We start from the raw sequence: 20324 nt of genomic DNA on the forward strand, positions 1-20324 counted from the left end.
GCGTTTCGGCCACGGCCGGGCCTCACAAAGGTGACAGCTCGACCTTCCCCTCGAACCGCCCACCGGCCCGCGCCGCGAGCCACTCCACCCGGTCCAGGTCCAGGCCGACGTCCCGTACGTGTACGTACACCGTGTGGTCCGGGGCGGGCTCGTCCTGGTACAGGTCGCGGGAGTTCACCGACAGCGTGAGGTACGCGTACTTCTGGGTGATCAGGCACAGTCCCGCCTCGGGGACCTCCGGCCAGCCGTTCAGATCCCAGCGGACGCCCGCCGAGTCGCGTCCGAGAGCCGCGATGAACGGCTCGGCGAGGTCGAGGGGGTGGCACCAGTCGTGCACCGAGACCGGAAGGCACACCAACGGGTCGGCGCCGGACTCCGACGAGCCGTGCTCTTCCCCGGCCAGGGCCCGCCACTTCAGGTCGGGCATCAGCCGCAGCACGCGGGTCAGCGCCTGCGGAGTGCGGAGCGTGGCCTCGAAGTCCACCTCCGCCTGGCTGAGGTCCGCGAGGCCCAGCAGCGTACGGACGGCATGCAGTGCCTCGGCCAGGTCGGGGGTGGTGAGGACGGCGGCCGCGCGGGAGTTGCTCATCCCCGCAATCCAGAGCGGTCCTGGAGCCGTTGTCAGTGGTCCCCCTTACTGTCCTCCCACGGCAACGAGATACCGCCGCTGGTCCTCTCCGAAGTCCTGCCCGACGTCGACCTGTTCGTGGGCGTCGCCGGCGTGGGCGAGCGACCCGACCTGGCAGGACGGCGGCCCCGGGCCGCTTCCGCGAGTACCGGCCGTCGTACGGCTTCGGCGAGCTGGGGGAACGGAACCCCGCACACCGGCTGTCTCCCCTACAAGGACGACCGTATGCTCGCAGTCATCCTCAGCAAGGCGATGCTGCTCGCCAAGAACACGGAGATCACGGACCCGACGATCCTCGGCCAACTCTGATCAGGGGCCTGTGACTCCGCGCACACGCGGGTGCCAGGCGGGTACCGGCCGAAGTAACAACTTCTCTCCGGGCCCTTCTCTCCTGCAATATGACGGACAGCCCATATTCAGCCGCTCAAGCAACCAATTCCGCAGGAGTCAGTACCGTGACCGAGCAGCCCCAGCAGCCCGCTCAGCCCCCGCAGCCGCCGCAGCCCGGATACGGGTACCCCAACCAGGCTCCGGGCCAGGCGCCGGGCGCCAACCCGTACGGCGCCCCGAAGGGTGACCCCTACGGTGCTGCCCCGCAGGGCGGATACCAGCAGCCGGGCGCCGCGCCGGGCTACGGATACCCCCAGCAGGGCGCTCCGCAGGGCTACGGCTACCAGGCGCCCCCGACCGGCGGCATGTACACCGGCGACCCCAACGCCCCGTACGGCTACGACCCGTACGGCCGCCCGTACTCCGACAAGTCGAAGATCGTCGCGGGCATCCTCTCCCTGTTCCTGGGCGCCTTCGGTGTCGGCCGCTTCTACATCGGCCATGTCGGCCTCGGTGTCGCGCAGCTCCTCACCTGCGGCGGCCTCGGCATCTGGTCGCTGATCGACGGCATCATCCTGCTGACCTCCAGCAACACCACGGACTCCAACGGCCGGGTCCTGCGTGGCTGAGCGTGGCCTGAACGCCCTCCGGCATCCGGCGGCGGCCCCCCTCGCGGTGGCCGTCGCCGGGCTGGCGGGTGCCGCGTATCTGTATGGCACCAACCCGCACGAGCCCGGCCACCTGCTGCCTCAGTGCCCGTTCCGCTATGTCACGGGGCTGCTCTGCCCCGCCTGCGGCGGCACCCGCATGGTGTACGACCTGATGCACGGCCAGTTCACCGCCGCCTGGCACGACAACCGGGCGCTGCTGCTCGCCGCGCCCTTCGCGCTCGCCCTGCTCGGCCGCTGGTCCGTGGAAGGGCTGCGCGGACGCCGCTGGCGGCCCCGGCTGAAGCCCCGCACGCAGGCCGTGATCCTCGGCATCGCGGTGACCTGGACGGTCGTCCGCAACCTCCACTGAACCGCCGGCCTTCCCGCCACCGCTCCCGTAAATCCCTTACGCGCCCTTTATGTCGGCGAGTTGTCGCAACTTGGCTGGAACCGGATCACGGAATCGGAACGATCGCCCGGTTCCCCTCCCATCGACCCCACGACTCTCCCTACGCTGCACGGACGACAGGGGGGATGACGGGGGATCGTCGTGCTCAATGGCTGCCGGTGTTCGCCGTGCCCAGCCGCTGCCGGTGTCTGCCGTGCCGTCCCTCCTGGACTCCCCCGGAGCAAAACCGCTCCGGTGTCTGAATCTGTACCGCTTCCAGGAGTTACTTCCATGACCGTCCCCACCCCTGACGCTCCCTTCGGCTACGACCCGCAGGGCCGCCCGTACTCCGACAAGTCGAAGATCGTCGCGGGTATCCTCCAGCTCTTCCTGGGCTCCCTCGGCATCGGCCGCTTCTACGTCGGTAACGCGGGTGTGGGTGTCGCTCAGCTGCTCACCTGCGGTGGTCTGGGCATCTGGGCCCTGATCGACGGCATCCTGTTCCTCACGAGCAACGACCGCACCGACTCGCAGGGCCGCGTCCTGCGCGGCTGACGCTCTGCCCACAGGGCCTCTGCCCGCAGGCAGGGCTCGGTGACACACGCTGAGGGCCCCGCTCCGATCCCGGAGCGGGGCCCTCAGCGTCGTACGGCGGGGAAGCCTAGAAGCGGCGCGTGATCAGCGCGCGCTTCACTTCCTGGATCGCCTTGGTGACCTCGATACCGCGCGGGCAGGCGTCCGTGCAGTTGAACGTCGTGCGGCAACGCCACACGCCGTCCTTGTCGTTGAGGATCTCCAGGCGCTGCTCTCCGGCCTCGTCACGCGAGTCGAAGATGAAGCGGTGGGCGTTGACGATCGCGGCCGGACCGAAGTACTGGCCGTCGTTCCAGAACACCGGGCACGAGGACGTGCAGGCGGCGCACAGGATGCACTTCGTCGTGTCGTCGAACCGCTCGCGGTCCTCGGCGGTCTGGAAGCGCTCGCGCGTCGGCTCGTTGGTGTCCTTCGTGATCAGGAAGGGCATCACGTCGCGGTACGCCTGGAAGAACGGCTCCATGTCCACGACCAGGTCCTTCAGGACCGTGAGGCCCTTTATGGGCTCGACCGTGATCGGCTTCTCGGGGTTGATGTCCTTGATGAGGGTCTTGCAGGCAAGACGGTTCTTGCCGTTGATCCTCATCGCGTCCGAGCCGCAGATGCCGTGCGCACAGGAACGGCGGAACGTCAGGGTGCCGTCGACGTCCCACTTGATCTTGTGGAGACCGTCGAGGACGCGCTCCTTGGGGTCGATCTCCAGCTGGAAGTCCTGCCACTCGGCCTCAGCCGAGACCTCCGGGTTGAAACGGCGGATCCGGAAGGTGACCGTGATGTACGGGGAGGCCGCGGACTCTGCCTCGACCTTGTCCAGAACAGGGGTAGCCATCAGTACTTACGCTCCATCGGCTGGTAGCGGGTCTGGACGACCGGCTTGTAGTCGAGACGGATGGAATCGGTGCCGTCGTCGCCGACCTCGCGGTACGCCATGGTGTGGCGCATGAAGTTGACGTCGTCGCGGTTCGGGTAGTCCTCGCGGTAGTGACCGCCGCGGGACTCCTTGCGGGCGAGCGCGGACACGGCCATGACCTCGGCGAGGTCGAGCAGGTTGCCCAGCTCGACGGCCTCCAGGAGGTCGGTGTTGAAGCGACGTCCCTTGTCCTGGATCGAGACGTTCTTGTAGCGCTCGCGCAGCTCGGCGATCTTCTCCACGGCCGTCTTGATCGTCTGCTCGGTGCGGAACACCATGACGTTGGCGTCCATGGTCTCCTGCAGCTCACGACGCAGCTCGGCCACGCGCTCGTTGCCGGTGGCGGAGCGCAGCCGCTCGATCTGCTCGACGACCAGGGACTCCGGGTTCTCCGGCAGCTCGACGAAGTCGGCCTTCTGGGAGTACTCGGCGGCCGCGATACCGGCCCGGCGCCCGAACACGTTGATGTCGAGCAGCGAGTTGGTGCCGAGACGGTTGGCGCCGTGCACGGAGACACAGGCGACCTCACCGGCGGCGTACAGACCCGGCACGACGGTGGTGTTGTCGCTCAGGACCTCACCCTCGACGTTCGTCGGGATGCCGCCCATGGCGTAGTGCGCGGTGGGCTGGATCGGGATCGGGTCCGTGTAGGGCTCGATACCGAGGTACGTCCGGGCGAACTCGGTGATGTCCGGGAGCTTGGCGTCGAGCTGCTCCGGCGGAAGGTGGGTGAGGTCGAGGTAGACGTGGTCGCCCTCGGGACCGCAGCCACGGCCCTCGCGGATCTCCGTGTAGATGGAGCGCGAGACGACGTCACGGGACGCGAGGTCCTTCATGACCGGCGCGTACTTCTCCATGAAGCGCTCGCCGTCCTTGTTGCGGAGGATGCCGCCCTCACCGCGGGCGCCCTCCGTCAGCAGGATGCCCATGCGCCAGATGCCGGTCGGGTGGAACTGGAAGAACTCCATGTCCTCCAGCGGCAGACCCCGGCGGTACACGGCCGCCTGGCCGTCACCGGTCAGCGTGTGCGCGTTCGACGTCACCTTGAAGAACTTGCCGCAGCCGCCGGACGCGTAGATCACGGCCTTCGCCTGGAAGACGTGGATCTCGCCGGTCGCCAGCTCGTACGCCACGACACCGGCGGACTTCTTGACGCCGTCGACCTCGGTGATCAGCTGGTCCAGGACGTAGAACTCGTTGAAGAACTCCACGCCGTGCTTGACGCAGTTCTGGTACAGCGTCTGCAGGATCATGTGGCCGGTGCGGTCGGCCGCGTAGCAGGACCGGCGGACCGGGGCCTCGCCGTGGTTCCGGCTGTGACCGCCGAAGCGGCGCTGGTCGATCGTCCCGTTGGGCGTCCGGTTGAACGGCAGGCCCATCTTCTCCAGGTCGAGGACCGAGTCGATGGCCTCCTTCGCCAGGATCTCGGCGGCGTCCTGGTCGACCAGGTAGTCACCGCCCTTGACCGTGTCGAAGGTGTGCCACTCCCAGTTGTCCTCCTCCACATTGGCCAGCGCGGCGGCCATGCCGCCCTGCGCGGCGCCCGTGTGGGAGCGGGTCGGGTAGAGCTTCGTCAGCACGGCGGTACGGCTGCGCTTCGTCGACTCGATGGCCGCGCGCATACCGGCGCCACCGGCGCCGACGATGACGGTGTCGTACTTGTGGATCTTCATGATTCTCGCAACCCCGTGCCTAGCGGATGTTCGGGTCGAAGGTGAAGATCACCAGCGTGCCCAGCAGGATGGTGAACACCGTGGCGGTGTAGAGCAGGCCCTTCAGCCACAGCCGGGTGTTCGCGCGCTCCGCGTAGTCGTTGATGACCGTGCGCAGGCCGTTCGCGCCGTGCAGCATCGCGAGCCACAGCATCAGCAGGTCCCAGACCTGCCAGAACGGGGAGGCCCAGCGGCCGGCCACGAAGGCGAAGCCGATCTTGGAGACACCGCCGTCGAGGACGAGCTGGATCAGCAGGTGGCCGATGACCAGGACGACCAGGACGACGCCGGACAGTCGCATGAAGAGCCACGCGGCCATCTCGAAGTTGCCGCGGGTCGACTTCGGGGTCTTCTTGGTCCGCTTGCGGGGCGGCTCGATGAGCGGAGCCGGGTTGTCGGGGCTGTAGCCCGACAGCGCGCCGGCGCCCTCGACGGGGCCGATGCCGGCTGCGGTGGTTTCAGTGGTGGACATCTGCCTCAGCTCCCGAAGACTTCACGAGCGGCGTGGCCGAGGACGGGGTACAGGGCCCCGACCATCAGCGCGAGCCAGATGCCGACGACGATCCAGAGCATCTTCTTCTGGTGACGGGGGCCGTTCGACCAGAAGTCGACGGCGATGACCCGAAGACCGTTGAGCGCGTGGAAGAGGATGGCGGCGACGAGGCCGTACTCCAGCAGCGCGACGATCGGCGTCTTGTACGTGGCCACGACCTTGTCGTAGGCCTCGGGGGAGACACGGACGAGAGCGGTGTCCAGCACGTGTACGAACAGGAAGAAGAAGATGAGGACGCCGGTGACTCGATGAGCCACCCAGGACCACATTCCTTCCCGGCCGCGGTACAGCGTTCCAGCCGGCACGGAAGAACCCTCCGGGAGCGGGGATTGGGGCCGGCCGGCTTGCTTGTCGGTCTGACCCGGCCGGGTACGGTCCACCGGCCCCGGCCATGGTAGCGACGACTGCCTGTGGCGCTTACGCGGGGCAGGGTGGTGTGATCAAACCGGCATGCAAAGGTGCACGTAAGGGTGACTACCGGGCGGCGGCCGGGGTGGGGTTATGGGTTGTATGCCGGGTGCGGGTCATTTGCGGCTGGTCGCGACCACGCGGCGGAGCCGGCACGCGGCGGAGCCGCATATCAATACGGCCTCGCACCCCTGAGGAGGCTGGTCAGCCGTTGTCTCGCGAGGCGCCGGAGCTCCTCTGCCGCCACCACCCGCTCGTCTTCCGGATCGTTTGTCAATCGTGACCGGATGCCTTCGAGGACGCGGTCCAGGAGCTCGTCCGGCGCGACGCCGTCGAGACAGATGACGAACACGTGCCCGAAGCGGGCCTCGTAGGCGGCGTGGGCCGCGCTCAGGGCGGTGTGGGCGGCGCCGTAGGTGTCTGCCGGGAGGGTCGGCATCGGCTCGCCCGCCAGTGCCTCCGCCAGGTCCGCGTGGGCCAGGTCGTACGCCGCCTCGTCCGCGGCGGCGAGGAGGGCGTCCAGGTCGGGGTAGGGGCGGTGCTCGGCGATGCGGTGGGCCCAGCGGAGGCTGCGCAGGCAGGTGAGGAGGGTCTGCTCGACGCCGTCGGCGGGGGCGTGGTTGAACCACTCCAGGGCCGTCTGGCTCGGGGTGTGGATCTGCTCCGGTATGGCGACCTGGCCGGGGAGGTGCGGGAGACGGTGCGGAGGCAGCGTGGATCCTCGGCGGTGCGTAGGGGTCGGCAGGGAAAAATGCGCGAGAAGTGCCACCACGTTATCGAGGTGGGTCATGAGCTGTCCGTTCGCTGCCCGAAATTCACCCGGACGGCAGAGTTTCAGAACGTGTTGTGGACGGTTGAGGCGGCTGGGCGGCGTAGGTTCGAGAAGGCAGGTCGTGACGGAGAAGTGCGGGAGAGGTACGTGACATGGGCCGGATATGTGTGGGAGGTGCGTCGTGAGCCGCGGCGGTCGGCGACGGGCGCCCCGCAGGAAGACGTCTGTGACGTCGAAGGGGTTGCTTCTCGGTGTGGGTGTCGTCCTGGCGGGCGGCGCGGTCGCGGTGGGCGTGACCGTGTGGCCGGACGGCGCGAAGGAGACACCGGGCGGAGCCGCCTCGACGGCGGCACGCGAGGCGCCGGTGAGCGAGGAGGCCGCAGCGCCCGCGCCCTCCCCGACGCCCACCCGCACGTACGCCCTCTCCAAGAAGCCGCAGACCATTCCGGCCGTACGGGGCTTCGAGGCGGCCCGGGGCCCCGGGTGGAAGCCGGCCGAGGGCGGCCGGGTCGTCGTACGGAACGGGGCGCTCGCCGACGAGGGGAAGCTGACCGCCAAGGAACTGGGGCTCACGTACGGCGGTGAGGCGCAGTCGCGGGCCGGGGACGTGGAGCTGGCGCTCACCGGGACGAAGCCGTCGGTCTCGGAGGCGTACACGCTGACCGTGAAGGGCGGGAAGGTGCGGATCGCCGCGCCCGCCGAGGCCGGTGTCTTCTACGGGACCCGGACGCTCAAGCAGGAGGTGCGCGGTGGCCGTACGGCGCCCGAGGGCGTCGTGAAGGACCAGCCGGCCAAGCCGCAGCGCGGGTTCATGCTGGACATCGCGCGCAAGCACTTCACCGCGGGCTGGATCGAGGACCGCGTCCGTGAGCTGGGCGACCTCAAGTACAACCAGCTCGGACTGCACTTCTCCGACGACCAGGGCTTCCGTATCGAGTCCACGAGCCACCCCGAGGTGGTGTCGCAGCAGCACCTGACCAAGGCGCAGGTGAAGAAGATCGTGCAGCTGGCGGCCGCCCGTCACATCACCGTGGTGCCGGAGATCGATTCGCCCGGGCACCTCGGGGCCGTGATCGCCGCGCACCCCGACCTCCAGCTGCGCAACGCGAAGGGGGTCGCCACGCGCGGGGCCGTGGACATCTCCAAGCCGGCCGCCGCCAAGATCATCGACGATCTGCTGAACGAGTACGCGGACGTCTTCCCCGGCGCCTACTGGCACCTCGGCGCGGACGAGTACCAGGCGCTGGTGGTGTCGAACCCGGAGGCGTCGTATCCGCAGCTGGCCACCGCCGCGCGGCAGAAGTACGGGTCGAACGCGACCGTCAAGGACCTCGCCACCGGCTGGCTCAACGACCGGGCCAAGGTGATGGCCGCGCACGACCGGACCCTGCGGGCCTGGAACGACGGGTTCTTCCGGGGCGGCACGGTGCAGGCGTCGAAGTCGCTCCAGGTGGCGTACTGGACGGGCAAGGAGTACGGGGCGCGACCGCCGGTCGAGTACCTCAGCGCCGGGCGGAAGGTCGTCAACTACAACGACGAGTTCCTGTACTACGTCCTCGGCGAGCCCAACGCCTTCAAGTACCCGACCGGGCAGCGCATCTACGAGCAGTGGACGCCGAGGGTGCTGCGCGGCACGACGGCTGTCGCCGCGAAGTACGACGGCCAGATCCTCGGCGGTTCCTTCGCGGTGTGGTGCGACCTCGCGAACCGGCAGACCGAGGCGCAGGTGGCCGCCGGGGTGCGGATGCCGTTGCGGGCGCTGGCGCAGAAGGTGTGGGACCCGGCGAAGCCGGGGCTGACCTGGACGCAGTTCAAGACGCTGGCGGGGCGGGTGAGCTGAGCCGGGACGACCGGTGAGGTGAGGGTGGTGCGGCGGCCGGTGGGCTGAAACCGGTGGACGGACCGGGCGGAAGAACCGTATCTTCCGCCTGTTCTGTCGCTGTGCCGCTCTGTGTGCCGGACGTGGGGTTCTGGGGAGGAACGGGTGGTCCGGCACGGCTTGGAGCGCGCATTCCGTCTGTGACCACATCGGGGGGCCTCACCATGCTGTGCAAGCGCTGCGACGAGTACGCCGCGCCACTCGGGAGCGAACTGTGCCGGCGGTGCGAGGCCGCGGATCTGCATCCGGCGCCGGGACTGCCGGGGAGCGCGGGGCTGCCGGTGCGGACACCGCACGGTGACGCGTGGCTGCGGTCGCCGGTGGGGCTGGGGCGTGCGGTCGCCGTCCTGCTGGGCGCGGTCATCGCCGCCGACCTGTTCGCCGTGTGGGCGGACTTCACGCTGCTCGACGCGTTGGGCCCGTCGCCGTACGGCGTGTACGAGGCGGCCTTTCACGAGGCCGAACGCGCTGACTGGCTCAACGGCATCGCGGGCAGCGCGCAGATGGCCTCCTATGTCGCCACCGCGGTGGTGTTCCTGATCTGGTTCCACCGGGTGCGGGTCAACGCCGAGGTGTTCGAGCCGTTCGGGCATCAGAAGAAGCGGGGCTGGGCGATCGGCGGCTGGTTCGTGCCGTTCGCGAACCTCTGGTTCCCGCGGCGGATCGCGATCGACACCTGGGACGCGAGCAGCCCCTGGGAGAAGCCCCGGTCGCACGCGCTCGTCAATGCCTGGTGGACGCTGTGGCTGATCAACCAGATCTCCTCCCAGGTCGCCACCCGTGGGTACCGCGGTGCCGAGACGCCCGAGGAGATCGTGGCGGCGACCGAGCGGATGCTGTTCTCGGACGCCTTCGACATCGTCTCCGCCGTGTTCGCCATCCTCTTCGTGCTGGTGCTCACGCGGATGCAGGACGCCAAGGCGAAGAGCGGGCCGCGTGCGCCCGAGGGCGAGGCCGTGTCCGCCGTGTGAGCAGTGCCGTCGGGTGGACCGTGGGGGCGGGAGCGGCCGGGTGACGTACTTGCCTCGGAGCCTGGACCAGTGGGCCCATTGGCTGAAAACATCCTCTTCCGGTTGCTCGACCGGCTCGTGGGATGTCCCTGTGACACTCCCGGGCCGTCGCACGCAGTAAGGGGAAGTGCGAGTTCCGTATATGCGTCCTGTGCGTCATACGGAATCGACTGGGATCGAGCTGGGATCGAGGGAGGCGTGATGAGCCTGGTGGAGCTGATCGCCCAGGCCGACGAACGCGGTCTGGCGGCAAGCGGGTTGGCTTGTTTGGATCGTTGCGTACCGCTTCTCGGGGGAGACGACGACGTGCTGCGGCCGTTGTGGGCGAGCCTGGTGGACGGACAGGAGTGGGGGGAGCGGGTCGCGAAGGTGCGGGGGGAGTTGGCGTCGGTCGCTTCGGGCGGCGCCGAGCCCGTGGAGGAGGCCGTCGTGCTCGCGCGGCGGATGCTCGCGGCTGTTCCGGACCAGCGGTCTGTCGAGGCGTTGCGGGAGTGGGCCGACGACTGTTCCCTGGCCGCGCTCCGGATTCATGTGCTGTTGGATCCGGGGAGTGGTGGCGGTGCGGACTCCGTGGTGGATGGGCGGGAGGGGCGCACGGAGCAGATGTCGCACCTTGTCGCTGCCGAGCTTCGACGGCAGGTCGCTGTGCTGGAGCTGCTCGCGGGGCATGGGGTGGCAGGGGTGCGGCAGGCGCTGCAGGTGTCCACGGAGGGGCGGCGGGTGTTGCGGGCCGTCGTGTCGCGACGGGCACGAGGGCGGGGTTGAACGTGCGCCTTTGAGCTCGGGCGGGTGGGGTTCGTCGGCGGCTGCGAGCCGGTGGGGGCGGCTCGCAGCCGACAGACGAAAGGCACCGCCCAGGGGGACCTACGGGGTCAGCGACTGGCCCAGGCGGGCTGCCGTTGCCGTGGCGAGTTGGGCGAGGCCGTAGTACGTCGACTTCGTCGTCGTCGGCGTGCCGTTGACCGACGGCACGTACAGGATCGTGCCGTTGCCCGTGTCCTCGCCCTCCGCGCCGATCAACAGGTCGGCACAGCCGTCGCCCGTGACATCCGTCAGCGACACCGCCGAGCCGAACTTGTCGTCCGTCTCCGTGGAACCGGCGATGTTCGGGGAGTCCTGGGAGAGGGCCAGCGAACCCTTGCCGGTCAGCCCGGCGGACGTGGCCTTCAGCAGCCACACCGAGCCCGCGTTCGCGCGGTTCATCCCGGCACGGGTGATGTCCTCGTTGGGCGCGCCCGTCAGCACGTCCGCGTACCCGTCCGCGTCCACGTCACCCACCGACACCGACGCACCGAACGCGTCCGACGACTCCGACGCGCCCTCCACGTCCGCCGTCCCCTGGTGGATCGTGGTCATGCCCGTGGTCGTGAAGCCCGTCGACGTGCCCGGCAGCATCGTCACCTGCCCACCCGCGCTGCCGCCCGACTCGGACGTGTACGGCTGGCCGATGACGATGTCGTCGTAGCCGTTCCCGTCGACGTCGCCCGCGGCGATCGCGCGGCCGCCCTTCACGGTCAGCGTGGCCACCTTCGTCAGCCCCAGCGACCTGGAACCCTTGAACCACACCACCTTGCTGACGCCGGACGCGTCCCGGTAGTTCAGCGCCACGTCCGCGTAGCCGTCCCGGTTGAAGTCGCCGGACGTGGCGTCCGCGTACGCCAGGGAACCCGTCACGGTGGTGATGTCACCGGCGACCTCGTGGCCGTCGTTGAAACGCGCCGCCCAGTTGCCGCCCGTACCGGTGGCCGCGGTGAACACGTCCGCCCTGCCGTCGGCGTTGAAGTCGCCGACGGCGACCGTCGCGCCGAACCGCGCGCTGTTCGGGTTGTAGTCGTCGCCGAGGGCCATCGTGTCGGCGCCGGCGGTGAAGGAGGGGCCGTAGAGGATCGTCACGGCCCCGCGGTCCGCATGGCCCGTGGTGTCGTCCTCGCCGGGCGCGCCGATCGCGAGGTCCGCGTACCCGTCGCCGTTGATGTCGCCCCACGCCGTGGCCGCGCCCCACTGGTCGCCGGACTCCGACGCGCCCGGGACACCCGTGCTGGACTGCGTGAGCTGCACCTTCGAGGAGGAGACGGGGGCGCTCACCCCGCCCGGCACGAGGGTGATCGAGCCGCTGCTCGGCTTCGGGGTCGCGGCGACCAGGTCTGCCGTGCCGTCGCCGTTGTAGTCGGCGGTCGGGATCGCGGAGTTGCGGCCGGGGGAGGCGGCGTAGCGGCGGACCTCGGCGAGATCGGCGTAGAGGTTCGCGCCGGGAGAGAGGGTCGTCGTCGCGTCCTTGCCGCCGGAGATCACGTCCAGCGTGGCCTGCTCGTCCTTGGCGTACGTGCCGGTGTCCTCCGACGCGGTCAGCGTGACCGTCCCCGTCGGGTCGCCGCCGTACTGGCCCAGCTTCCAGGCCGCGAGCCGCGCCACGGACTCCAGGGCGGCCCGCGACGGCTTGGCCGTGCCCTCGAAGTCGCCGAGGACCGCGACGCCCACCGAGTCGTCGTCGAAACCGGGGGTGTGCGCGCCGCGCACCGACACGTCCGTGCCGCCCGCGCGGCCCTCGTAGATGCGGCCGCACTTGTCGACGACGAAGTTGGCGCCGAGGTCACCGAGCCCGCCCTCGACGTCGTACGCCGTCAGCGCGCGGATCAGCGCCGGGGAGTCGGCGCAGCTGTAGGAGTTGGTGCCGCCCGTGTGGTGGACGAAGACCGCGCTGATCTTGTCGAGGTACTCCGGGGTGCCCGTCACCGTCGACTCGTCGGCGCCCCAGCGGGCCCGGCTGACGATCGGCGGACGGGTGACCGTGGAGGCGAGGGGGGTCGGCGCGGTCGCCGGGGAGTCGGCGGGGTCCGTCGGCGGGCCGTCGACCGTGAAGGCCACGTTGACCGGGTTTTCGGCCCTGTTGTCCGTGCCGGACGCGTTCGGAGACCTGTGCTCCGTCGCCGTCACCCCGGGGTCGACCAGGTCGACCTTCAGCCCCTTCGGCAGCCCGGCCCTCGACGAACCGCCGGCGGCCATGACGCGGGCCTCGACGCCGTCGCTGGGGCCCACCCACAGCGGCTCGGACGCCCCGCGCCCGGCCCCGGGCTCCAGGGTCCGCCACGCGCTCCAAGCACCGGTCCCGCCGCTGCGGGTCCGCACCTGTGCCGTGCCGTCGAGCGCGGTGGACGCGCCGGTCCAGGAGACGCCGAGCAGGGAGAACGGCTCGGTGTCGGTGCGGGCCAGGACGCGTCGGTTGTGCCCGTCGCCCGTGAGCGGTAGCTCGCGCACCTCGGCCGGGCGCCCGGCCCGCGCGTCGAAGGTGCCCGCGCCGCCCTCCGGGCTCACCACGTCGTACGACACCACGCCCGCGCCGCCCACGACGACCGCCCCGAGCGTCAGCCACGCCCTGCGCTTCACGCCGACCGGCTCGTACGCACGGCTCCGACCCTGGCTGTCGCGACTCCCGCGCTTCAAATGCCCCACCCCTAGATGAACAGCACCGCCACGCCGCCCGGCACACGGGCGGCCCTCCATTCAGCACACAGGGCGCCGCAAACATCATCATCGTGCGCGGCGCGTGTGGTGCATGTCACGAGGAGTGCCCGGTGCTCGGTTGCGTGAACCGTGCTGTGACACTTCGCCGGGGCCCGGCGCAGATCATCGTGGGGACCTGAAGCCATGCACCGGGGCCCCGGACACGGACTACGTACTGACGGGGACAGCTCTTGGGCCACGGAGGCGAAGCTCGCCGCGTACAGGCGTACGACGGGGAGCTGGGCGCGGCCGTCGCGCGGGCCCAGGCCGGCGACGAGGCCGCGTTCGCCGTGGCGTACCGGCTCGTGCAGCCCGGGCTGCTGGGCTATCTGCGCGGCATCGTCGGGGACGACGCGGAGGACGTCGCCTCGGACGCCTGGCTGGAGATCGCCCGGGACCTCGGGCGGTTCAAGGGCGACGGGGCGGGCTTCCGCGGCTGGACCGCGACCATCGCCCGGCACCGCGCCCTGGACCACCTGCGCCGCCAGAAGGTCAGACCGCGCGGCACCGCCCTGGAGACCGACCTGCTGGAACTTCCCGGCACCGCCAGTACGCACGACCAGGCCCTCGAATCCCTCTCCACGGGACAGGCCCTGGCCCTGGTCGCCCGGTTGCCCCGGGAGCAGGCCGAGGCCGTCCTGCTGCGCGTGGTCGTCGGCCTCGACGGCCCGGCCGCCGCCCGGGTCCTCGGCAAACGCCCGGGCGCGGTCCGCACCTCCACCCACCGGGGCCTGAAGCGACTGGCCCAGCTGCTCCGCGCCGAAGGTGTGACGGAAGACGGCCCCAGGACGCTGGGGGAGTCGGGATGAACGACGGCGCCGGGACGCACGGCGAACACAGGGACAACAGCGGGATCAGCGAGTACAGCGGGATCAGCGAGTACGGCGAACAGTGCGGGAAGCCGTCGTGCAGGGGCGGAGTCGGACATGGGTGAACGGCAGGGCGGTACGTCCGCCGACGGCGCTTTCATATCCGACGGCGCTTTCGCATCCGACGACACGTTCGATTCGGTCGGTCCGGGAGCCTCCGGCCCCGGCGTCTCCGTCTCCACCGTCGACGCCCTCCTCGTCGCCGCCGTGCGCGGCCGTGCCGAGGCCGACAGCGAGGGCGAGGCACGTGCGGTGGCCGCCTTCCTGGCCGCCCGCGAACAGGGGGCCAGGACCGCGCGCACCCGGCGCCGCGACGACTGGCGCCCGGCCGCGCGGCGCCGCACCCGGCACACCGTCCGCACCACTCTGGCCGTACTCCTGGCGGGCCTGACCGTGGGCGGGGTCGCCTACGCGGCGGTCGGCACGGCCACGCGCGACGACGCCGGCCACGAAGGCGGCGACGGCGCGCGGCCCCGCCCGTCGAACAGCGCCCAAGCCGAGCCCGGCGCCTCGAACGCCCCCGCCCCCACCGCCTCCGCTTCCGCCTCCGCTCCGGGCCGGGCCCGCTCGGCCGCCGGCGACCCCTCCCCGGCTCAGGACATCGAGGCCCACTGCCGGGCGTACGAGCAGGTGGAGGGTCGTGGCGACGCCATGGACTCCACCGCCTGGAAGCGCCTGGCCGACGCGGCGGGCGGCACGGACAAGGTCGCCGCGTACTGCGCCGACCGGCTCGACGAGGCCGTGGACGGCGGGCAGGGACGTACGGAGAAGAAGCCCGGCAACGGAACGACGGATACCGGCACCGACACCGGCCCTGGCACCGGTGAGGGCACGACCGGCGGCGGCGCGAAGGACGGCGGCGCGAAGGGCGGCTCGGCGAACGGCTCGGTCAACGGTTCGGGCGGCAAGGCCCGGAGAACGAAGTAAGGCCGGCGTGCTCGCGAGACCCCCGTACTCGCAAGACACCCGGCCGACTCCGCCGATGGCAACGGTCGGGGCCGCCACCCCCCACAGGAGAGGCCCCGACCGTCGCGCGGCACGGGCCGCGCGGCGACCCGTACTACCTACAGCGCCGCGCCCGCGTTTTCTGTCACACCTGCCGTCATCACGAGTTAGTTGCATGTTCTACGGACATGGACGGGGAACAGTTTCAGGCCGTAACGTGCCATTCGCGCCGGATCGCGCAGGGCGGAAGACCACCGCACCACCTGCGGTCTTGTGGACCGCGACCAGCAATTGAGGAACCACGACGGCGAGAACCCGGTCCGCGAGAGCGGCGCCGGTCTAGGCGCAAAGAGGAGCGCGTACGGGTGCTGGGGGACGACGCGGAGTTGACCGCCGCGGTGCTTGCGGCACAGGCCGGGGACGAGACCGCGTTCCGGACTGTGTACCGCGCCGTGCACCCACGGTTGCTCGGATACGTACGGACGCTGGTCGGTGATCCGGAGGCGGAGGACGTGACCTCCGAGGCGTGGCTGCAGATCGCCCGCGACCTGGAGCGGTTCAGCGGTGACGCCGACCGGTTCCGGGGCTGGGCCGCCCGGATCGCCCGCAACCGCGCCCTCGACCACATACGGATGCGTGGCCGCCGCCCGGCCATAGGCGGCGACGAGACCGAACTGACCGGGAAGGCCGCCGAGTCGGACACCGCGGGTGAGGCGATGGAGGCCCTGGCCACCGATCACGCCCTGTCGCTGATAGCCCAGTTGCCGCAGGACCAGGCGGAGGCGGTGGTGCTGCGTGTCGTGGTCGGCCTCGACGCGAAGACGGCCGCCGAGACGCTGGGCAAGCGCGCCGGAGCCGTCCGGACGGCCGCGCACCGGGGGCTGAAGCGGCTCGCCGAGCTGATCGGGGACAATCCGGAGAGGGGGTCGGAGACGGATCCGGAATCCGGTGGCGCCCTCGACGCCGTGCCCCCACCGAGAGCAGCGCGTGCACGCGCGGCCACGTCCGCGGGTGTGACGCATACGCGTTCGCGGACGCAGAAGGACATGTGATGGCCGACGAGCAGTACAAGTGGCTCAACCGTGACGCCGCGGAGCGTCTGCTGCGCGGAGAGCCGCTGGAGGCCGTCGACGCCGACGTCCGCGACCGTGCCGACCGGCTTGCCGAGGCGCTCGGCGCACTCACCGCCGACCTGCCCGCCGAGAGCCCCGAACATCCCGAACTGCCCGGCGAGGAAGCCGCCTTGGCCGCGTTCCGGCTGGCCCGCTCGGGCAAGGGCGACGAGGCCACGGCACTGGGCCGGGTCAGCCGTACGCATGACTCCGCGCCCGCCGACGACGCCGGTCTCGTATGTCTCGGGCGCCCCGCGCCGGGCGGCCGCCGGGCCCGCTGGGGCAGACCCGCGCGATACGGGCTGGTCGCGGCGCTGGCCGCCGGGATGCTCGGCGGGATCGCCGTGGCCGCCGGCACCGGGGCGCTGCCGCCCCTCTTCCGCGACGACGAACCGGAACCCTCCGTGTCGGTCCCCGCGGCCGGTACGTCCGACCGGCCGCTGGTGTCGCCCTCGCCCGAGGACACGTCCGACGGCGGCCTGGTCCGGAGCGAGCCGGAGCCCGGCGAGTCCCCGGACGGCGGCGCCGACGCGGGCGCCGCGCCGGACGACTCCGCCGAGACCGGGCAGCCCGACGACACCAGTGACGGGAAGGGCCGCTCCCAGCAGTGGTGGCAGGAGATGCTCGCCGTGTGCCGTGAGGTGCGCGACGGCAAGAACGTCGACGAAATGGACGCGGACCGTCGGCGCAGCCTTGAGGACGCGGCGGGCGGCGACGCGAAGGGCCATGTGAAGAAGTACTGCGACGGCCTGCTGTCCGTCGGCGGCGGGGCGAAGCCCGGCTCCGGCGTGTCCGGCGGCTCCGGCGGGAAGGGCAGGGGCGGCAACACGTCCGGCTCGGCCGGTTCCTCCGGCGGCGACGCCGACTCCCGCGACGACTACACACGCCCCGCCAAGGACAAGACCGGCAAGGGCAACGGCAGGAACAAGGGCAACGGCGGCAACAGCGGTGGCAACGGCCACTGGAACAAGGGCAACGGCGGCAACAGCGGCGGCGGCAACGGCCACCGGAACAAGGGTGGCGGCAAGACCAAGGGCGGCAATGGCAAGGGTGGCGGCAACAAGCCCCACGGCCAGGGCGGCGCCGGCACCGAGATCGAGGCCGCTTCCCCCCAGCTCGCCACTCCCGCAAGCCTGTGACCTGCGGTTTCTCAAGCCCAAAAAATTCCTTGGCGAAGCGGGTAACACTTTCGGCCGTCGAAGCGCAGTAGAGAGTGAGCCGACTGGTCATCGGCCGTCGCACAGAGCCGGGGTTCCCCCCGTACCTACGGCTCGTGCACCAGGCGCGGGTGGGACACGTTCCCCCGGTCCCGCCCGCGCCCCAAATCCCTCGCGAAGTCGAAGAATCCGAAGCACTCGAAGTCGCGGCGCGCGTCGCTCACCAGTAGACGACGACCTTGTCCCCGTTCCGCACCTGCGCGAACAGCTCCGCGATCCTCGTCTCGTCCCGGACGTTGACGCAGCCGTGCGAGGCGCCGTAGTAGCCGCGGGCCGCGAAGTCGGACGAGTAGTGGACGGCCTGGCCGCCGCTGAAGAACATCGCGTACGGCATGGACGTGTCGTACAGGGTCGACCAGTGGTGGCGGGATTTGAAGTAGACGCTGAACACGCCCTCGCGGGTCGGCGTGTACTGCGCGCCGAACCGCACCTCGACCGTCATCAGCGTCCGACCGTCCACCATCCAGCGCAGCGTGCGGCTCGTCTTGCTGATGCACAGCACACGGCCGGTGGCACAGCGCGGGTCCGGCGCGGCGGCCGGCTGCCCGCCGTACGCGTACAGGTCCCACTTGCCCGGCTCCCGCGTCATCTTCAGCAGCCGCGCCCAGGTGACGCTGTCCGTCTTCCCGGTCTGCGGCAGCCCGCGCTTGCCCTGGAACCCCTTGACGGCCCGGACGGTCAGCTCGTCGTACGTGCCCGTCGGCCCCACGAAGAGCCAGGCGACCTGCCGAAGCCGGGCCTGCAGCTCCCGTATGTCCCGGCCCGTGTCGCCCTCGGACCACAGGACCGCCGGGGCGGGCGCGTCGGGCGAGGCACTCGGCGCCCGGGACGAACCCCCCTCGCCGTCCTTCTCCTTCTCCTTCTTCTCGTCCTGCTTCGGCGTGCTGGGGACGTCGATGTGCACCGGGCCGCGCCGGTCTCCGTCCCCACCGCCGTTCACGGCCTGGGCCGTGCAGGCTCCGGCCAGGACGAGTGCCGCGACCGCGGCCACCGACTTCCGCATGCCCGTGGTACGCATCGCGCCCCCCGTCGTCTCATCGGTGCGCCGCCGAACGGACGCACCCATGCCTGGTCCTGAGGGAGATGTTTCCCTGGGGTGAGCGACCCCGAACTACAGGGCATCGTTGTGAGCAAGGTCCCAGCCCGCGGACCTCCGCCGGGTGCACGGCCGCGGCTGCAGTCCGTCGCGAAGGTCGCCGTACCGGCGAGTAACAAGTGAGCGGCAAGCAACGCGGAGGCATGGATCATGGCGCGCGAGTCTGAGTCGGGCCTGCCCATCGAGCCGGTGTACGGTCCGGGTGCTCTGGAGGGCTGGGATCCGGCGGAGAAGCTGGGTGAGCCGGGTGGGTTCCCGTTCACGCGGGGTGTGTATCGGTCGATGTACACGGGTCGTCCGTGGACGATGCGGCAGTACGCGGGTTTCGGTACGGCGGCGGAGTCGAACGCGCGTTACAAGCAGTTGATCGCGAACGGCACGACGGGTCTGTCGGTGGCTTTCGATCTGCCGACTCAGATGGGGTACGACTCGGACGCGCCGGTCGCGCACGGTGAGGTCGGCAAGGTGGGTGTGGCGATCGATTCGGTGGAGGACATGCGGGTGCTGTTCGGCGGTATTCCGCTGGACAGGGTGTCGACGTCGATGACGATCAACGCGCCGGCGGCGTTGCTGTTGCTGATGTATCAGCTGGTGGCGGAGGAGCAGGGGGTGGGCGCCGACCGGCTGACGGGCACGGTGCAGAACGATGTGCTGAAGGAGTACATCGCGCGGGGGACGTACATCTTCCCGCCGAAGCCGTCGTTGCGGCTGATCGCGGACATTTTCAAGTACTGCCGGGCTGAGGTCCCGAGGTGGAACACGATCTCGATCTCGGGTTATCACATGGCGGAGGCGGGTGCGTCGCCGGCGCAGGAGATCGCGTTCACGCTGGCGGACGGGATCGAGTATGTGCGTACGGCGGTGGCGGCGGGCATGGATGTGGACGATTTCGCGCCGCGTCTGTCGTTCTTCTTCGTGGCGCGTACGACGATTTTGGAGGAGGTGGCGAAGTTCCGCGCGGCGCGGCGGATCTGGGCGCGGGTGATGCGGGAGGAGTTCGGGGCGAGGGACGAGAAGTCGTTGATGCTGCGGTTCCATACGCAGACGGCGGGGGTGCAGCTGACGGCGCAGCAGCCTGAGGTGAATCTGGTGCGGGTGGCGGTGCAGGGTCTGGCGGCGGTGCTGGGCGGTACGCAGTCGCTGCACACGAATTCCTTCGACGAGGCGATCGCGTTGCCGACGGACAGGTCCGCGCGGCTGGCGTTGCGTACGCAGCAGGTGCTGGCGTACGAGACGGATGTGACGGCGACCGTGGACCCGTTCGCGGGTTCGTATGTGATCGAGAAGATGACGGACGGGGTGGAGGCGGCGGCGGTCGCGTTGATGCGCCGGGTCGAGGATCTCGGTGGGGCGGTCGCGGCGATCGAGCAGGGCTTTCAGAAGGGCGAGATCGAACACTCCGCGTACCGGATCGCGCAGGAGACCGACTCCGGCGAGCGGGTCGTGGTCGGCGTGAACCGTTTCCAGCTGGACGAGGAGGAGCCGTACGAGCCGCTGCGTGTCGACCCGGCGATCGAGGCGCGGCAGGCGGAGCGGCTGGCGAGGCTGCGGGCGGAGCGGGATCAGTCGGCGGTGGACAGGGCGTTGGCGGAGCTGAGGAAGGCGGCGGAGGGCACGGACAACGTCCTCTATCCGATGAAGGACGCGTTGAAGGCCCGCGCCACGGTCGGCGAGGTGTGCGACGCGCTGCGTGAGGTGTGGGGGACGTACGTGCCGTCGGACGCCTTCTGAGCAGGGATTTCCCGGGAAC

At 70.5% G+C, this 20324-nt stretch carries 20 protein-coding genes; 12 read left to right on the forward strand and 8 right to left on the reverse strand.

Annotated features, from left to right (window positions below):
• Positions 1-22 precede the first annotated feature (22 nt).
• Entirely contained in the window at positions 23-589 is a 567-nt protein-coding gene (locus SGFS_RS36045; RefSeq protein ID WP_286256344.1) for a hypothetical protein, read from the reverse strand.
• 132 nt (positions 590-721) lie between these two features.
• Between SGFS_RS36045 and SGFS_RS36050 the strand changes: the two genes are divergently transcribed.
• The 4 genes from SGFS_RS36050 to SGFS_RS36065 all read left to right on the forward strand — a co-directional run bounded on the left by SGFS_RS36050 (position 722) and on the right by SGFS_RS36065 (position 2551).
• Positions 722-937: a DUF7737 domain-containing protein gene (locus SGFS_RS36050; RefSeq protein WP_350284043.1), complete on the forward strand. Its 216-nt coding sequence runs from the start codon at positions 722-724 to the stop codon at positions 935-937.
• A 146-nt stretch (positions 938-1083) separates the two neighbouring features.
• Positions 1084-1587, forward strand: a complete 504-nt coding sequence (locus SGFS_RS36055; RefSeq protein WP_286256345.1) for a TM2 domain-containing protein — start codon at positions 1084-1086, stop codon at positions 1585-1587.
• Complete coding sequence (locus SGFS_RS36060) at positions 1580-1978, forward strand: DUF2752 domain-containing protein (RefSeq protein ID WP_286256346.1); 399 nt, start codon at positions 1580-1582, stop codon at positions 1976-1978. The genes SGFS_RS36055 and SGFS_RS36060 overlap by 8 nt, the downstream gene beginning before the upstream one ends.
• Positions 1979-2287: 309 nt before the next feature.
• Complete coding sequence (locus SGFS_RS36065; RefSeq protein WP_286256347.1) at positions 2288-2551, forward strand: TM2 domain-containing protein; 264 nt, start codon at positions 2288-2290, stop codon at positions 2549-2551.
• Between the two features lie 106 nt (positions 2552-2657).
• On the opposite strand, the gene SGFS_RS36070 is transcribed toward SGFS_RS36065, so the two are convergent.
• From SGFS_RS36070 to SGFS_RS36090, 5 genes are all read right to left on the reverse strand, one after another.
• Positions 2658-3419: a succinate dehydrogenase iron-sulfur subunit gene (locus SGFS_RS36070; RefSeq protein ID WP_286256348.1), complete on the reverse strand. Its 762-nt coding sequence runs from the start codon at positions 3417-3419 to the stop codon at positions 2658-2660.
• The gene (gene sdhA, locus SGFS_RS36075) at positions 3419-5173 is read right to left on the reverse strand and encodes a succinate dehydrogenase flavoprotein subunit (RefSeq protein WP_286256349.1); all 1755 of its coding nucleotides are present in this window, start codon (positions 5171-5173) and stop codon (positions 3419-3421) included. Before sdhA ends, SGFS_RS36070 begins: the two co-directional genes overlap by 1 nt.
• Positions 5174-5192: 19 nt before the next feature.
• The gene (locus SGFS_RS36080) at positions 5193-5684 is read right to left on the reverse strand and encodes a succinate dehydrogenase hydrophobic membrane anchor subunit (RefSeq protein ID WP_286256350.1); all 492 of its coding nucleotides are present in this window, start codon (positions 5682-5684) and stop codon (positions 5193-5195) included.
• 5 nt (positions 5685-5689) lie between these two features.
• Positions 5690-6070: a succinate dehydrogenase, cytochrome b556 subunit gene (gene sdhC, locus SGFS_RS36085; RefSeq protein WP_286256351.1), complete on the reverse strand. Its 381-nt coding sequence runs from the start codon at positions 6068-6070 to the stop codon at positions 5690-5692.
• A gap of 275 nt (positions 6071-6345) precedes the next feature.
• The gene (locus SGFS_RS36090) at positions 6346-6963 is read right to left on the reverse strand and encodes a 2-oxo-4-hydroxy-4-carboxy-5-ureidoimidazoline decarboxylase (protein ID WP_286256352.1); all 618 of its coding nucleotides are present in this window, start codon (positions 6961-6963) and stop codon (positions 6346-6348) included.
• A 145-nt stretch (positions 6964-7108) separates the two neighbouring features.
• Between SGFS_RS36090 and SGFS_RS36095 the strand changes: the two genes are divergently transcribed.
• From SGFS_RS36095 to SGFS_RS36105, 3 genes are all read left to right on the forward strand, one after another.
• Positions 7109-8785, forward strand: coding sequence for a beta-N-acetylhexosaminidase (locus SGFS_RS36095; protein WP_434028109.1), 1677 nt, complete (start codon positions 7109-7111; stop codon positions 8783-8785).
• A 203-nt stretch (positions 8786-8988) separates the two neighbouring features.
• Complete coding sequence (locus tag SGFS_RS36100; RefSeq protein ID WP_434028231.1) at positions 8989-9795, forward strand: DUF4328 domain-containing protein; 807 nt, start codon at positions 8989-8991, stop codon at positions 9793-9795.
• A gap of 240 nt (positions 9796-10035) precedes the next feature.
• The gene (locus SGFS_RS36105; RefSeq protein ID WP_286256354.1) at positions 10036-10599 is read left to right on the forward strand and encodes a hypothetical protein; all 564 of its coding nucleotides are present in this window, start codon (positions 10036-10038) and stop codon (positions 10597-10599) included.
• Between the two features lie 99 nt (positions 10600-10698).
• On the opposite strand, the gene SGFS_RS36110 is transcribed toward SGFS_RS36105, so the two are convergent.
• Positions 10699-13218, reverse strand: a complete 2520-nt coding sequence (locus SGFS_RS36110; protein WP_286256355.1) for an FG-GAP-like repeat-containing protein — start codon at positions 13216-13218, stop codon at positions 10699-10701.
• A 308-nt stretch (positions 13219-13526) separates the two neighbouring features.
• Here SGFS_RS36110 and SGFS_RS36115 point away from each other — a divergent pair, with 308 nt between their 5' ends.
• The 4 genes from SGFS_RS36115 to SGFS_RS36130 all read left to right on the forward strand — a co-directional run bounded on the left by SGFS_RS36115 (position 13527) and on the right by SGFS_RS36130 (position 17400).
• Complete coding sequence (locus SGFS_RS36115) at positions 13527-14144, forward strand: RNA polymerase sigma factor (protein WP_286256356.1); 618 nt, start codon at positions 13527-13529, stop codon at positions 14142-14144.
• A gap of 117 nt (positions 14145-14261) precedes the next feature.
• On the forward strand, positions 14262-15131 hold the full coding sequence (locus SGFS_RS36120; protein WP_286256357.1) for a hypothetical protein: 870 nt from the start codon (positions 14262-14264) through the stop codon (positions 15129-15131).
• 383 nt (positions 15132-15514) lie between these two features.
• Positions 15515-16201, forward strand: a complete 687-nt coding sequence (locus SGFS_RS36125) for an RNA polymerase sigma factor (protein ID WP_286256358.1) — start codon at positions 15515-15517, stop codon at positions 16199-16201.
• Entirely contained in the window at positions 16201-17400 is a 1200-nt protein-coding gene (locus SGFS_RS36130; protein ID WP_286256359.1) for a hypothetical protein, read from the forward strand. Before SGFS_RS36125 ends, SGFS_RS36130 begins: the two co-directional genes overlap by 1 nt.
• Before the next feature lie 238 nt (positions 17401-17638).
• Here SGFS_RS36130 and SGFS_RS36135 read toward each other — a convergent pair whose 3' ends face one another.
• Positions 17639-18496, reverse strand: a complete 858-nt coding sequence (locus SGFS_RS36135; RefSeq protein ID WP_286256360.1) for a L,D-transpeptidase family protein — start codon at positions 18494-18496, stop codon at positions 17639-17641.
• A 228-nt stretch (positions 18497-18724) separates the two neighbouring features.
• Between SGFS_RS36135 and SGFS_RS36140 the strand changes: the two genes are divergently transcribed.
• Positions 18725-20305: an acyl-CoA mutase large subunit family protein gene (locus SGFS_RS36140; protein ID WP_286256361.1), complete on the forward strand. Its 1581-nt coding sequence runs from the start codon at positions 18725-18727 to the stop codon at positions 20303-20305.
• Positions 20306-20324: the final 19 nt, after the last annotated feature.

It is taken from the genome of Streptomyces graminofaciens (genome assembly GCF_030294945.1).
Lineage (GTDB): Bacteria > Actinomycetota > Actinomycetes > Streptomycetales > Streptomycetaceae > Streptomyces > Streptomyces graminofaciens.

Coding starts and splice junctions, on each gene's coding strand:
- SGFS_RS36045 (WP_286256344.1), bottom strand. CDS start 589: ATGAGCAACTCCCGCGCGGCCGCCGTCCTCACCACCCCCGACCTGGCC.
- SGFS_RS36080 (WP_286256350.1), bottom strand. CDS start 5,684: ATGTCCACCACTGAAACCACCGCAGCCGGCATCGGCCCCGTCGAGGGC.
- sdhA (WP_286256349.1), bottom strand. CDS start 5,173: ATGAAGATCCACAAGTACGACACCGTCATCGTCGGCGCCGGTGGCGCC.
- SGFS_RS36135 (WP_286256360.1), bottom strand. CDS start 18,496: ATGCGTACCACGGGCATGCGGAAGTCGGTGGCCGCGGTCGCGGCACTC.
- SGFS_RS36130 (WP_286256359.1), top strand. CDS start 16,201: ATGGCCGACGAGCAGTACAAGTGGCTCAACCGTGACGCCGCGGAGCGT.
- SGFS_RS36140 (WP_286256361.1), top strand. CDS start 18,725: ATGGCGCGCGAGTCTGAGTCGGGCCTGCCCATCGAGCCGGTGTACGGT.
- SGFS_RS36105 (WP_286256354.1), top strand. CDS start 10,036: ATGAGCCTGGTGGAGCTGATCGCCCAGGCCGACGAACGCGGTCTGGCG.
- SGFS_RS36100 (WP_434028231.1), top strand. CDS start 8,989: ATGCTGTGCAAGCGCTGCGACGAGTACGCCGCGCCACTCGGGAGCGAA.
- SGFS_RS36065 (WP_286256347.1), top strand. CDS start 2,288: ATGACCGTCCCCACCCCTGACGCTCCCTTCGGCTACGACCCGCAGGGC.
- SGFS_RS36090 (WP_286256352.1), bottom strand. CDS start 6,963: ATGACCCACCTCGATAACGTGGTGGCACTTCTCGCGCATTTTTCCCTG.
- SGFS_RS36095 (WP_434028109.1), top strand. CDS start 7,109: ATGTGTGGGAGGTGCGTCGTGAGCCGCGGCGGTCGGCGACGGGCGCCC.
- SGFS_RS36120 (WP_286256357.1), top strand. CDS start 14,262: ATGGGTGAACGGCAGGGCGGTACGTCCGCCGACGGCGCTTTCATATCC.
- SGFS_RS36070 (WP_286256348.1), bottom strand. CDS start 3,419: ATGGCTACCCCTGTTCTGGACAAGGTCGAGGCAGAGTCCGCGGCCTCC.